We start from the raw sequence: 14,986 nt of genomic DNA on the forward strand, positions 1-14,986 counted from the left end.
AATTGCGAAGATGAATCAATAAGAATTAATTCGGCTAAAAACAATAACCAGAGAAGCTATAGATTTAGCACTGCATGCAACCACAGGGCTTCAGATATAAAAAAACAGGCACATGTGTTGAAAATATCTGGATCTGCAGCCTTTGACCGCACAATATCATCCCTGATGCCATTGTTTAAAGGATGCCATTTCAATGTTGCTCAGATGGCTGATCTTTTGGAAGCACATCTGCTCTATTGCAGTGCCTCTCGCTATCATAAGACATCATCACTTGCTACCGCTGTAGATCAAATTATATCTAGAGGTCACCTTAATGTAAGATCTATATCTTTCTCTAGAGCCTATCTTGAAGGTGTTTGTAAACTGATTAAACACCAGGTTTCAAATAACAGCAAAGTGCTACGTATGGATGAAAGTCCAGTACGATTGGCAAATGTTATGGTTGACGGTAATGTGATCTGTAAGCAGGGATATCTCTGGTGTATGGGAAATGCGTCACTATCAAGTAATCATATGGTCTATTTTGAAGCTCATCCACATAGAAACCTAGAGTCATTTCTATCATTTATTAACTACAATGATCTATCTAGCGATGTAGAGTACATAATAACAGATGCATATGCTTGCTATGACAAAGGCATACAAACTATGGGCGGCACAAAAAGAAAACATGCTCAATGCTATGCTCATTGTAGAAGACCTTTACATAAGTTCTTGAAAGAACTTGGTGTGTTAAAGTTATACAACAAATTACTTGAAGAGTCTGATAGCCCATACGACTTCTTTCAGAGACTTCAAGATTTAGCCATGCCAATAGAGGGCAAAGGCAAGGGCAAGCCTAGTGTTAATCTTGACAAACATACTGTGCTTTTACTTTGCATCTACCACATCATCAATCAAATCTTTGTAAATGATGAATATGTAGTCCGCTCATGTGACGAACATGATTCAGAGGAATTTTTTAGTAAGCTTGATGCTGTGCGTAAAGAGCATAGCGCTCACTTAGTTACCGTCTTGAATTTATTGGTCGAGGTTTATATTGCCGCCAAAAACAACATTAGAATCAGCAAGAACATGAAGTGTTTCTACTCTAATCTAATTAAAAACAAGGCGACTGAGTTCTGCTTATACTGGATGAATGCACGTCATAAGCTTATTGAGTTCATCAACGATCCAATGGTGCCGCTTACAAACAACGACATAGAAAGAGCTTTTAGATTCCCTGCTATTTCTAAACATAGTAGGTTGAGCTTAAAGAGCATGGACGGATTTCACAGCTTTGCAAATCAAATGACTATCCTGCAGAACTGCGTTATATGTGGAGTCAACTTAAGAGACTACATTTATTGGCTTGTAGACAACGTCAAAACAAGAATAAATAATTTGCCACATGAACTTATTGCAGAGCATGAAAAGAAAGCTAATGAGCTATGGGACGCGGATAAACAGATCCAGCTAAAGAGGCACGCTACTCCTAAAAAATTCGTCGGAGTCGAACGTGGCAAGGATGGTGCGCAAAAAGAATCTGTTGACATGTACGATCCGAGCAACCCTTTGACAGCACTATATGATGCTATTTCATACGAGGGACTTACTCCTCTAGACTTCAAGAACACGTTGATGGCTAGCTAAAAAGAAACAAGCCTACGCCCTATACCGAGGTATAGAGCGCAGGCCTACGATGTAGCAAGCTACACAGAATCAATGTATATTAGATGGCTAAAGGCTATAGCCTTTGGTTAGGGATCCTATTGTCTTTTTTCAGCGTTCTCGAGACAAATTCCTTGATTTTGAATGGTTTCGATTGAAATTGAAAGATGATACGGTATACCGTTAACTTTTGTGGTTAGCGTAATACAAAAACTACATGTCCGGATCATGCAGATGCATGCATATATCATAGCTTAAATGGCTTATATATGCCCTTTCCAAATATCGATCAAATACTACGCACTTTGCTTAGACATTCAATTTCCTAAAGATAAATGTCTTGGTTGACTGCAAACTCATGGACTTAAGATACATAAGTCTTAATAAAGTCGACAGCCTGATCTACCCATGGGGCTACATGAGGATCAGCATACTTAAAGCTATTGTCTGGTTCTACGTCAGGTGTTGCAGTTGCAAGGCCGTGGATTCCTTGAGGGAATATGGTAAGCTCAGCAATGCCACCGTGCTGCCACATAGCTTGAGCATAGTGTAAGGAGTTCTCTACTGGAACCACAGCATCATCTGCAGTATGCCAAATAAAGCTTGGCGGGGTATCGCTGCTTACTTTGTCAGTTAGAGTAAATTGCTCCCATTTAGTAGGATCAGTAGAGCCTGAAAGATTTTCAAACACTAGATCAGAAGTATGGCCCTTAGTTTGGATCTCAAAGACGCCATAACCTAGCACTGCACCATCAGGGCGTACTTTTTGTGCCTCATAAGTAAGCTCTTTAAGAGCCTCATGCTTATAGAGATTGCATACTGATGCTGCTAAATGAGCTCCTGCAGAATAACCGCTCACTACAATCTTGTGCTTTGTAAAGCCAAGATCTTCGTCTGTACGCAAAGCGATCATAGCCTCGGCCGCCTCCTGTAGCGGCTTATAGAGCAAGCCTTTTCCCGATGCAAGGATAGTCTTACCGTTTTCAGTGGTGTAATGCAGTACAGCAGCATCAATTCCGCGTTTGGCAAAGGCTAAGGCAACATTGAGCGACTCACGATAAGAGGTGAACTCATATCCGCCACCAGGGAAGATCAAGATGAGATAAGGCTGTGCAGATATCAGATCATGAGGGGCAACATCTGATGCCTTAATGATCTCAAGTACCTTGCCACAAGGTAACTGCTTATTTACGCTTACCTTAATGACCTTGCGTTGCTCAATATAACCAAGCTCTTGTTCCTTGGCGGTCTTCTCATCCATCTTAATAACTCCTTACCAGCAAAAGATCATGCTCATTGCTTAGCTTAACCGCACGCTGCACTCTAAGCTGTATCTTAAGATATCTTTGGACCAGCTGAACCAAGAGATCATCAAGACACATCAGCTGCAGACTGCAATGCTACGTATGATCCTACTAATGCCACTAAAGCACAACTACCCTTGCGCTTTGTTACACGCACAATGCCATCATACAAATCGATGGCTACTTAATACTATTGTCCACCTGAGAGCTCTTGAGGTTCTATTTGGCAGCTTGAAGCTCTATTGTGCACTGGATTCAGGAGCATTATGAATAATAACTACTAAACTGGGCATGAATGGCTTGTATATTGGCATTGATGAGCAAAAACACACTTACTCTCGGGCGAGGGCCGTTAACGAGTATAATATATGCGTTCATAATCTTGTCTTTGCGGGGATGCCATGTTTAATAGCGTTGCACGTTTTTCACTGCTTCAGGCCGTCTACAACGAAAGTGCTGTCGATGAGCAAGGAGCTGGTGTACCAACTCAAGTAGGAGAAGAAGAAGAACTGCGCGCTAAGGGTACAAAAGTCCCAAAAGACAGTGTCTTTAACGTTGAGAACGACGCTAATGCCGTGGATACTAACGGCGTTGAGATTGGTGGCCTTGATTATCCATATACTGAAGAGCAGCTAAGTTACATCCCACTGCATCTGCACTCAGACTACTCCATCATGGATGGTCTTGAAAGTGTGGGCGCAATTGTAAAGCAGGCAACTAAGCTTAAGATTCCAGCCTTAGCCTTAACTGACTGGACTAATGTATGTGGCTATATCAAATTCTACTCAACCTGTTTATCTAATGGCATCAAGCCAATTATGGGTGCTGACCTCATTGTTGAAGAAGAGGTTGAACCAGGTGTTGCTCCATACACCTTCAATGTCACCATCTTGGCTATGGACCGTATTGGTAAGCAAAACCTCTACGATATTCTCTCTGAGGCATGGCTTAACTCACCAGGCGGTGTCTATAACGCGCACACCAAACTTGAAGAGCTCGCTCGTTTTTCTGATGGCTTGATTTTACTCAATGGCTTTAGAGGCGATATTGCGGCTTTTGGTGCTGAGCGCAATATGAAAAAGATTCATGAGCGTGTGGCATTCTACCTAAAGCACTTTAAAGATCGCTTTTGCTTTGAGATCACTCGCACCAATCGAGAAGGTGAGGCAAACTTTGAGACCTTAGCATTAGATCTATGTGCTCAATACGGTATTGCCCCAGTTGCTACTAATGACACTCGCTTCTTATTTGGAGATCAAGACGTTGGTAAGGATGGTCTGACTGACTACATGGTGCATGATGTACGTGTATCAGTACAGAACAAATGTACTTATAACAATGCTGAGATGGCAAGACTGTACTCACATGAGCAGTACCTAAAGTCACCTGAGCAAATGCGTCAGCTGTTCCACGACCTGCCTGAGGCCATCATTAATACACGTATGATTGCCGAGCGTTGTAATGTGGAGTTAGAGCTCGACGTACCACGCCTGCCTCGCTATCCAACAGGTGATCTATCCCCTGCTGAATGTCTACGCCAAAAGTCCTATGAGGGCTTAAATGAGCGTCTTGAGTTCCTCTTTCCAGATCCTCAAGAGCGTGAAAAGAAGCGTCCTGAGTATGAGCAACGTTTAGAGGTTGAGCTTAACGTTATCATCAACATGGACTTCCCGGGCTACTTCCTCATCGTGATGGAGTTTATTCAGTGGTCCAAAGACCACGGTGTACCAGTAGGCCCAGGACGTGGTTCTGGTGGTGGTTCGTTAGTGGCCTATGCTCTAAAAATTACCGACTTTGACCCAATGGCATTTGACCTCCTCTTCGAGCGTTTCTTAAACCCAGAGCGTGTGTCTATGCCTGACTTTGACGTTGACTTCTGTCAGCGTAACCGTGAAAAGACTTTAGAACACGTACGTACTACCTACGGTAAGAATGCGGTATCTCAGATTGCTGCATTCGGTACTATGGCCCCAAAAGCAGCCATTAAAGACGTTGGTCGTGCTCTAGGCATGACCTATGGCTCTGTAGACACTGTAGCTAAGATGCTGCCGGCAACCCCTGGCCTATCCTTTAAGGCAGCCATGGGCTTTGACAAGAAAGGTAATCCAATTGAACCTGCAGCACCTGATTTCTTAGCCCTGTACAACAATGCCGTTAACGACGATGACAAGGCGCGTATTGATCTTATCCACTATGCAATGCGCCTTGAGGGTGTGATTAAGCAGATCGGTAAGCACGCAGCAGGTGTGGTTATCTCTCCTACTCGTACTGCTGAGTTCGCGCCATTAATGCTCGACTCGTTTGGTCAGCCTATTACTCAGTTTGATAAAAAGGACGTTGAACACGCTGGCTTAGTTAAGTTCGACTTCTTAGGTCTGACTACGCTTACCATCATTCAAGACGCGCTCGATATGATTAATGAGCGCAAAAAACGCTTAGGTGAGCCTTTAGTTGATGTAGCGTCGATCCCTTACCATGATGACGCCTCGTTCGAGGTTTTACAGCAAGGTGAGACTACTGCAGTATTCCAGCTTGAATCTGATGGTATGCGCCGTCTGATTAGCCAGATGCGTCCTGACCGTTTTGATGACATGATTGCGCTGGTGGCTCTGTATCGACCAGGCCCTATTCAATCAGGCATGGTGGAGCACTTTGTTAAGCGTAAACATGGCGAGGAAGAAGTAAGCTACCCATCCCCTGACTTCCAAGATCTCGACCTAAAACCAATTCTTGACTCAACCTATGGCGTTATCGTGTACCAAGAGCAGGTTATGCAGCTTGCTCAGGTGCTTGCTGGATACTCATTGGGCGGTGCAGATATTCTGCGTCGTGCGATGGGTAAGAAGAATCCTGCTGAAATGGAAAGCCAGCGCGAAGTATTCAAAAAAGGTGCAGCGAAGAACGGTAAAGATACCGAAATCGCCATGAAGATCTTCGATCAGGTACAGAAGTTTGCTGAGTACGGCTTTAACAAGTCTCACTCAGCTGCATATGCTCTTGTGGCCTGGTGGACACTGTACTTAAAAGTACACTATCCAGCTGAATTCCTTGCAGCCATGATGACAGCTGACCGTACTAATACCGTTAAGCTGGTGTCATATATTGCCGAATGTAAACGCCTTAACATCACCGTAAATCCACCAAGCGTTAACGTAGGTCGTTTTGACTTTACTGTAGATGAAGATGGTTCTGTTATTTACGGCCTGGGCGCGATCAATGGCATTGGTGAAGACTTAGTTAATCAAATCGTTCACGATCGTAATGAGAATGGTCCATTCAACGATTACTTTGACTTTGTTGCCCGCATTGGTAGTCAGCGTCTCAATAAGAAGAGCATGGAAGCCTTTATCTTCAGTGGTGCTTTAGATTGTTTTGAGGGTAGCCGTGCACAGAAGTTTGCATCGATTACACGCGCTATTACCTACGCAACACAAAAGAAAGATGAAAAAGAAACAGGTCAAACTGGCTTGTTTGCCATGATGGATGATATCGACGATACACCAGAGTTTGAACAGTGCCATGAGTGGCCAGAGAAATACACCTTATCTCAAGAGAAGGCCAAGCTCGGTTTATATGTTTCAGGTCATCCGATTAACGGCTATATCGATGAGCTTAGAAGCTATTGCACCACATCTTTAGGACATATTCGTCCAGGCTCACAAGATAGGCCTTCAGTTGATACCGTCTGTGGTGTCGTCATTAGTTGCGATAGCAATGTGTCTAAGAATAGTGGCAAAAAGTTCTACTCTATTACTTTAGATGATGCGACCTCTCAGCTGTCACTGCAGCTTTTCCAAAACCAAGCTGAAACCTTAACTAAGATTTTAGAAGAGCGTGCTAATAGCCATGATCAGCGCATTAATAGCATGCCTGCTGATACGGACGAAAGTCTCTTATGCGATGCACCTTTAATCTTAATCTTGAAGGTGTCTTGCTATAACTCACCTGACGGTCTGCGCTATCGCTGCCGTGGTATTGAGACTATGGATCTCATCCGTCGTAAGAGTGCCCGTAATATCACCTTATGCTTCAAAAAGGACTTCTACGAAGAGCACCATGAGTTCATCAACACCACCTTAATGCGCAATGCCGTCAAGGTAAGTGATATTAAGAGCGCTTTAGCTAAAGCAGGATTACCAAATCGCACTAATCTGCCTGGTCTACCTCCGCCACAAGCACTGCCACCTCAATATGCAGATAACAATCGACGCTCTTCAGGCCGCTATGACAATGAAAATGAGGATGTTTTTGTTGATGAGGGCTGCTCTTTGAGCATCATGCTTGATGATGTACGCATCAATCTCAATAACGATAACTTGCGCTTTATTCCTAGCGACGATCTTATCGAAAGTATTCGAGATCTTGCAGGACCTCATGCGGTGCAAATTAGCTACACCAACTCTTAGCTGCTAATTGCTCTAAAGAAAAGTGCCAACCTTAAGAATCCAACAAACTCATGGACTTTTCCTGCCGAGCTAGGGTTGGCACTTTTCTTGTCCAACAAACTCATGGACTTTTCCTGTCCAGCAAGATCATGTACTTTTCCTGCCGAGCTAGGGTTGGCACTTTTCTTGTCCCAAAAGATCATGTACTTGTCTCCGCCCAATAAGCAACAAGCCCTGACAGATTGCTCTGACAGGGCTTGTTGCTTGTTATAAAACTATGCTTGCGCTCTTACTTATGGCCGTGTGGATTATTAGCCATTTCTTCTTTTTGCTTGCGCAGTTTTTCTTCATTACGACGATACATTTCCATTTCTGCATCAATCTTGGCCTTTTGCATAGCATGCTGCTTTTCAATCTTGGCAGATAAAAGACCAGCAAGACATAAATAAATGCCTGCAAATAAAGATAGCAGCATCCACATACCATTAGAGTAAGGCAGTGAATAGAATGGCTGTACTAATACGGCCAAAACTACGCATACAGAGCCGTATAGGATCTCGTTTTCGCGCAACAGGAAGTAGCAGCAGCCAAACATAAGCACGAAAGCACCGCCTATACGGCATAGGAAATCAAGGGTTGCTGAACCTGGAGTAACAGCAACAAGCATGCATACAGCACCGACAAACGCCAGATATCTGAACCAGGTCACTTTCCTTCTCCTTTGCTTTTCGCAGCTGGCAATAAAATCTTAAACCTTTTGAACAGATCCAATAATAAAGAGATCCGTTAATAAAATTACAAAGCCAATAGGCATAGCTCGCAACTTACCCAATATCCACTGAGGCACTCAGCTTCAAAATCAATTCATTACCAAGTTGACATAAAACAAACTGGTTAATGATTCTTACACTTTAAAGCAAAAGGCGTGACAGTAGTATTCCCACACATTATTATAACACGCCGCATCCATACATAATGTATGGATGCCTTATGAATCAGGGCTGCAATTAACTGTAAACGCGTTATAAACCGCAAGAGCGCATGGGATAAAGTCTGTGTGGTCATACAACATAGACTCATTATGGATAGTCGCACCATTTAGGGCAGCTTCTTGTGCTCCATCATGATCCATTAAAAGACCTAATGAGGTGGCAAGTTCTTGCTGCATACTAATTAAAACTGGCGCTATCCTGGCCTTTTGGCACTCCTCAATGTCCTTTTGATGCACAAATACTGATACCATCGCATCAAGTGGCTCGTTAAGATTAATCTCTAATTGCTCATCAAGGCCACAATTAGCATCTACAGTAACACTTGATGGGTGACTATCGTGCATAGCTTTGCTAAGCACGCACTTTGAACTTGATGGGTGGCTATCGTGCATGGCTTTGCTAAGCACGCGCTTTGAACTTCCTGCCGCCTTTGGTAACTTGAAGCAGTAGACCACGCCCTTTGGAACCTCACTTGAGACAATGGTGTGTTCGTACGGATCAATACTCAATACATCCATCTTAAAGATGCTTAGCCCCGTAAGCTTAATTAGAGCCTCTCTTAAGGTCCATTGTTGCGTAAAAAACAAGGCTTTATCTGCGTCGCTCTCAAGCTTCAAATAATAATCAAGCTCTTTATCGCTTAGGACACGCTCAACTAATGGCTTACGTAAGCGTTTAATATTAGCCACCTCAAGATCGATCCCCTGCTCTTTGCTTCCTGTAGATAGGGCAATTAAATCTATAGAGTGGCTAAGATTAAAGTGAACCTCATTGATGCTCTTACTTAAAGTGCCAATAAATGGCTTACCACTTGGGCCAAGCTTAAGCGGCGGTAGAGGAGCATTTATATCTAACAGTCCTTGCTCAACTAATGCGAGTTTGAGTAAGCCGCGCCCTGATAGATAGGTTTTACGACGTAGTGGTTTAAATGAGGATGCAGAGTTTAATAAGAGCTCATCTTTTGCCACTAATCTTTGTATGCAAGGACTAGCTGGACTGACATAAGCAATCTTTAGTTGCGTTTGCTTCATCTATGCTAGATCCTCATCATTGCGTAACGATAAAAATAACTAAGGCCGCTAAGCGGCCTCAAACATTGCCTCCCCGCTACCTTTAAACAACTAAAGATAAGGGGAGACATAATGAATGTTTAGTTAATACTACTCTTGAGTATCTGCACTAGAGCGACGTATGGTGCGCTTTAAAGATGCGACCTTACGCTTCTTTAAGCTTGCAGCCTCCTCAACGATAGCTTGAGTATCATCAGCCTTGCTGCGGCTGCGGCCTTTGAGAGAGTGAACACGACGCTTTGGCTCATCGCTATCTAATGTTGCAGCGCTTGTAGCTGCTGTAGCACTTGCGGTTACTACACTAGCAGGAGCTGCAGGGCTTGCAGATGGGGCTGCTGCACTAGCTGTGGCACCAACTGAGGCGCTAGCTGCGGCAACAGGTCGCTTTTGAGCTGAAGCATTAGATGCTGATGCCACGGCCTTAGTCAGGCGAGCAATCGACATATCACTCTTTGGAGCCATATCGCTCTTAAGCTTAGCCTCATCATTAATAGCGTTAACATCCACATCCTCTGAGTGAGGTGGAACTACGCCTGACTTGGAGCGATCGGCACGAGCTAATACTGCACGAGCGGCATTACGTGCTGCCTCAAGTGAAGAGCTAACAGCCTCAGATGGCTCAGTACGCTCTACATCAGGTACCTCAACTTTCTTGCTCGCATGAGCTGCAATAGTAGCTCTAGCCTTTGCAGCCTCACGAGCGCGATTTCTTGCAGCGCTACGAGCCGCCTCAAGTGCAATCTTAACCTCATCTGGATTAGATGCATTGCTAAGCTGCTTTTTAGCATCATCACGAGACTTAGCAAATGCACGTGCAGCCTCTAAAGCGCTCTTAACATCAGAGGTCACAGCGCGAGACTGAGGCTTTACATCGACCTTAGTCACAGCATCGCTCTTGAGGACCTGTCGTGGTGTAGCTACCTTACGCTCGGTATTTGGAATCTGACGACCAGCGGCTGATGCAGCTTTCTTAACGTTTTCTAAACGATTAATGCGAGCAGCACCTGCGGCAAATGACTTAGGAGTACGAATGGCAGTAGGCAGAGAATCAGGAACAGTTCTGATCATCTTCTGTGGAACTACTACGCCGGTACGCTCTTTAATTGCATTAGCAACTAAGGAGCTTGCAGTACGTGACTGTAATGCTGCTGCAGCCTTATTAGCCACACCATGCTTTGAAACGATACTGCCCTTATCTTTCTTCCAGGCAGCAGCCACAGCTGCGGCAGCTGAACGCTCCTGAGCAGCTTGGCGAGCTTTAGCAATGCGTGCCATAGCATTAGCACGTGCAGCCTTAACCTTTGGATCATTGCCTGGATTTATTGATGAAATTCGACGTAAAGGCTCTTCATTATCAGCTACCGGGAATGACCACTCGTCATCTTCAGGAACATCCTTACGGGTATTAGCAGCAGCTGTAGCCTTAGCAGTATTTACAGCGGCTCTGATGCTAGCGGCCAAATCAGCTGGATCCTCTTCATCCTCATGAGGAAGAACAGGAGTAACTACATTAAACTCGTTGGTCGCAGCTTCACTAGCTGCTGCTACAACTGCAGCAGCAACATCAGGGGAAGCGCCCTTCTTAGCTAAGTCAGCAGAACGCATAGCTGCAACCTTGGCAGCTCGCTCTCTAGCTTTGGCAAGCATATCTTGCATACGCTCGGACTTAGTGGATGTTGAAACAGGCTTGCTAATGCCACTGTGTGCAGCATCAAATTCATCGCCCACAAAGCCAGTATCATCGGCTACGCTAGCTGCAATAGCATCCACCGCCTCTTTTGCCTCTGCAACAGCTGCCTGAGAGTCAAAGCCATCTGAGCCGATGCTATCGAGAGTTGAAGCATCAAAATCACTAGCATTAAAGCCATCAGCAAAGGAGCCACTAGTATCGATACTTTCGACAGCTGCCAGCATCTCATCGGTATTGAAATCTTCACTACCTGGCAAAGCAGCGGCGGCAGCAGCCATAGCTGCAATATCCTCAGCTAAATCCATAGCATTAAGATCAGCACCAGCAGCTGCAGCTTTAGCTTTAGCAACTTCTGCCTTGATACTTGCTGCTACGCCACCTTCAGCTGGAGCATTTAAAGGCTTAAACTCTTTGTGATGCTTATAGGCATTTTGCAAGAGACCACGGCCCTCAGAGCCAGCATTAGCAAATGCCATCTTTAAAGCTTCTGCTGCGGTACGTGGGCCCTTAACACGAGTCTCACCACCCTCATTTAAGGTTGCAAAAATCTTCTTTGGCTTTGGCTTAGTAGCTGAGGATGCTCTTAAAGCAGCAAGCTTAGCCTGAGCTACCATCTGTGCAGGGGTCAGCGCAGCAGCTGTTGATGCAGCTAAAGGCGCACTCTGAGACTTAAGCTCCTTAGTCTTATCCTCAGAAACACTATCTTTAGCCATCTGAGCTGCAGTAGCTTGAGATTTATCGTCAGCCTGATCATCAGCCTTTTCATCAGCTGCGGCTGCGGCGGCCTTAGCTGCTGCTACCATGGCTTTAAGATCAGATACTGCCGGAGCGCTTGGCTTTTGGCTATCGCTCTTAGGCTCTTGAACATCATCTGATGCGGCTGCGGCGGCCTTAGCTGCTGCAACCATGGCCTTAAGATCGGAGGCTACCGGAGCACTAGGATTTTGGCTATCGCTCTTAGGCTCTTGAGCATTATCAGATGCGGCCTTGCTAGCAAACTCTGCCTTAGCGGATGTATCTGTGCGTGCAGCTGTATCAGTGCTTGCAGGGGTATCAGTGCTTGTGGCGGCATCTGCCTTGACAACTTCTTGTTCCTTATTGGCCTGCTTAGCGGCATTGAGGTTCTTAAGTTTATTAAGAGCCTCCATGACCTTTTGCTGTCTCTCAAGGTCAGAGATCATGCCAGGGTCATTAGCTAAAGCAGGTGAAATGGTGCTGCCATCGATACCAAACTTCTCTTGAATACCACGACGCATGCGCTCTTCAAGAGACTTAGCCTCTTCTTGAGCAGAGTCGACACGAGTAGTGTTGTACTCGTAGAAACGGGAGGCCTCGTTCTCAAAGTCACCCTCGAGCAAGGAGACGTGGTTTAACGCCTCAGCAGCACGATCACTCTTTTCAAGAATGTCGTGTTCCTTATCTTGTTTTTCTAACTCTGCGCTAATTTCTTCACTTAAGACATCTTCAGAGCCTGGAGACATGCCATCTAAGTTCAGCTCAGGAAGCTCCTCACCACCTTCTTGAGCAGCGGCTAAGGTTGCCTGCTTAGCAATACTTGAAGGGGCCTGAGAAGACTTTTCCTCAGACTCGGATACACTCTTGTCTGCATCTTCAGAGTGCTTTTCTCTTAAGTTGTGATTGTAAATAGAGAAACTGAAGTTTAAGGAGTCAAGGTTTAAGCCATCAGCAGCGCCATCCTGATTCTCACTTGCATCAGCTTTATTTGCAGAGCTTGACTGATAAGGCTCGCTTTCATTGCTTACCTCACTAGTCTCTGCAATCTTGGCATCGATAGCCTGACGGTCAAAGTCTGTAGCTGCACTATGAGTGCCGTCTACCTTAAGCTCATCGTGTTCATCAGGCACATCTTCTGACTCTAATGAGGCTAATACCTCAGCTACAGTCTTGCGCTTGAAGTTTGGATAAACTGGAGATTGCTCTTGATCCTTAGGAGCTGACTCATAACGATCGTCATTGAGATCCTCGGCTTGTTGACCTAAAGTATCAGTGAGGTTGTGAGAGTCAAGCTCATCTTGGTTCTCATGCTCAATACGGCTTTGACGAGCAGTAGCTGAGTTTAAGATATCAGCAAAACCTGCTGATGAACTAGCAGTATCCTCAGTAGTTTTCTTGTTATAACTCTTTTGCAGATCAGCTACAGCTTCAGCATCATCATTATCAATTACATCAAGTAACTGTCCTACCTTGCGACCTGTAAGAGGAACCTGAGCAAGCTCATTACCTACATTCTCTTGGGCGCTTTGAGGCTGTGCTGCTTGACCTTGAGCATTAGCCGCATCAATCTTAGCCATTAAGCCAGACCATGGTGATGAGGCATTATCTTTATTGTTTGTATCTGATGCGGACTGTTTTTGCTCCTGCTCTTGTGCAACAGACATAGCAAGAGAGCTCAGACGACTCATACGGTCAGCTAAGGCCTCTTTAGAAGGAGTATTAGCATCAGATGCTTTAGCTTGAGTTTCCTTACGTGCAGTTGCAGCTAAGAAATCGTTACTAAAGTCAGGGCCATCATCGGCACTTAAACCCTGCAGCGCGGCGTTACCAAAGCTGTTAGCTGCACTAGTGCTATCTCCGTTAGCATTAGTGCGTGGCTCTGGATAGCTATTATTTTCTTTTAATGGCTTGAATGCGCTGTCTGCACCATCAAGGCTCAGAGGAACATCATCAGCGCTTAAATGTCTTGAGCTAGCTCTCTTATTGCCTTTCTTGCCTGAGGCTTTTTGATTGCGTGCTCCCTTGCCTGCGAGATCTAAATCGTCCTGCTCCTCATCTAAGAACGAGTCCTCTACAGGGAGTACTGGTGCATCATCATCTTCTGCGCTTCTCTTAAAGAGCTTTAAGAGCAAGGCGCGCATTAAGAATAGAAAAGCGACAAAGGCCACACCACCTACGATACCGTAGATATGACCAGAATCAGGATCAGGGAATTGCTCAGGAGTAATGCCTTGCGAGAGCAAGAACTCAATTATCTTCCTCGGAAATGCAATAGCTAATGCTAGCGGTACATCACCTGCGAGCATAGCAAAGATACCGAACCTAAAAGTACGGGGAATTAGGCAGAAAATAAGGCCTAAAGCGAATATGGTTGCGCCCATATACGAAAACAGGGCATCTACCGAGGAAACTAGATCAATCATGGAGCACTTAAAGAATAGATAAACAGGCTGTTAACTAGGTCGTCTTATTTAAGAATGTGCCCATCCAAGGACTGATAATTGAGTGGATTAGCACTCAAAGCTTAAGTGGATAGTTCCTTATACACGTACATAACACCTTTGTTATGAACTTGTATTTGGCACTTACAGGCAAACTAAGCCGATAAAGTGCTATCTCACTAACAGCACAGCGCAAGGATGATTGAATGGCCTTAACAGGCCCTAATTCGGTGCATAAGCGCATGCACCAAAGAACATAATCTTATAACGCACATAGCTCTACTCGATTATATCAAAGTCTATACGCGCAAACTGCAATGCACGCCTCAAAGAGCCATGTTGTCTTATTATTCTCATGTGCGACGTCTTCGCACTATTTTGTGGCGGCGACTTATTTGCCAAACTATTCTTACAAAACTAACCTCAATTTAAAGCCTCTCTAACCTTATTTTCTTAGCATAGATAAAGGCTTTTCGGCTATTTTACACGAGCAACTCGTAAGCTGCTTTTGGTAAGAGACTACTCCCCAATACAGAACATGACTAAGTACTTGATTATGTTGAACGTTACACAGAAAATACTATTTTTCATAATGTCGAAACTAAGACTCAAGTTACTCAAGGTATGTAGCGACTAATGCAAAATTTTCAAGCCCCATAATAGGGCACGATGAAGATTAGCAATCAAGCTAATACCAAGAAATACGATAAATATATGCC

The 14,986-nt window shown here is 44.6% G+C and carries 7 protein-coding genes; 2 read left to right on the plus strand and 5 right to left on the minus strand.

Annotated elements, in window-relative coordinates:
• Positions 1-1,632: transposase (locus tag RDO37_RS01000; protein ID WP_308497810.1), on the plus strand; the 1,632-nt coding region annotated here is incomplete at its 5' end.
• Between the two features lie 382 nt (positions 1,633-2,014).
• On the opposite strand, the gene RDO37_RS01005 is transcribed toward RDO37_RS01000, so the two are convergent.
• Positions 2,015-2,911 carry an alpha/beta hydrolase gene (locus RDO37_RS01005; RefSeq protein WP_308497811.1) on the minus strand — a complete coding sequence of 299 codons (897 nt, stop codon included), beginning with the start codon at positions 2,909-2,911 and terminating at the stop codon, positions 2,015-2,017.
• A gap of 444 nt (positions 2,912-3,355) precedes the next feature.
• Here RDO37_RS01005 and dnaE point away from each other — a divergent pair, with 444 nt between their 5' ends.
• Complete coding sequence (gene dnaE / locus RDO37_RS01010; protein WP_308497812.1) at positions 3,356-7,360, plus strand: DNA polymerase III subunit alpha; 4,005 nt, start codon at positions 3,356-3,358, stop codon at positions 7,358-7,360.
• Here dnaE and RDO37_RS01015 read toward each other — a convergent pair.
• The 4 genes from RDO37_RS01015 to RDO37_RS01030 form a co-directional block, all read right to left on the minus strand.
• The gene (locus RDO37_RS01015) at positions 7,357-7,542 is read right to left on the minus strand and encodes a hypothetical protein (RefSeq protein ID WP_308497813.1); all 186 of its coding nucleotides are present in this window, start codon (positions 7,540-7,542) and stop codon (positions 7,357-7,359) included. The genes dnaE and RDO37_RS01015 overlap by 4 nt on opposite strands.
• An 86-nt stretch (positions 7,543-7,628) precedes the next feature.
• Complete coding sequence (locus RDO37_RS01020) at positions 7,629-8,048, minus strand: hypothetical protein (protein WP_308497814.1); 420 nt, start codon at positions 8,046-8,048, stop codon at positions 7,629-7,631.
• 279 nt (positions 8,049-8,327) lie between these two features.
• Positions 8,328-9,362: a 4'-phosphopantetheinyl transferase superfamily protein gene (locus tag RDO37_RS01025; protein ID WP_308497815.1), complete on the minus strand. Its 1,035-nt coding sequence runs from the start codon at positions 9,360-9,362 to the stop codon at positions 8,328-8,330.
• A 129-nt stretch (positions 9,363-9,491) separates the two neighbouring features.
• Entirely contained in the window at positions 9,492-14,249 is a 4,758-nt protein-coding gene (locus RDO37_RS01030) for a hypothetical protein (protein WP_308497816.1), read from the minus strand.
• Positions 14,250-14,986 lie beyond the last annotated feature (737 nt).

This window comes from uncultured Anaerobiospirillum sp. (assembly GCF_902485895.1).
GTDB classification, from domain to species: domain Bacteria; phylum Pseudomonadota; class Gammaproteobacteria; order Enterobacterales; family Succinivibrionaceae; genus Anaerobiospirillum; species Anaerobiospirillum succiniciproducens.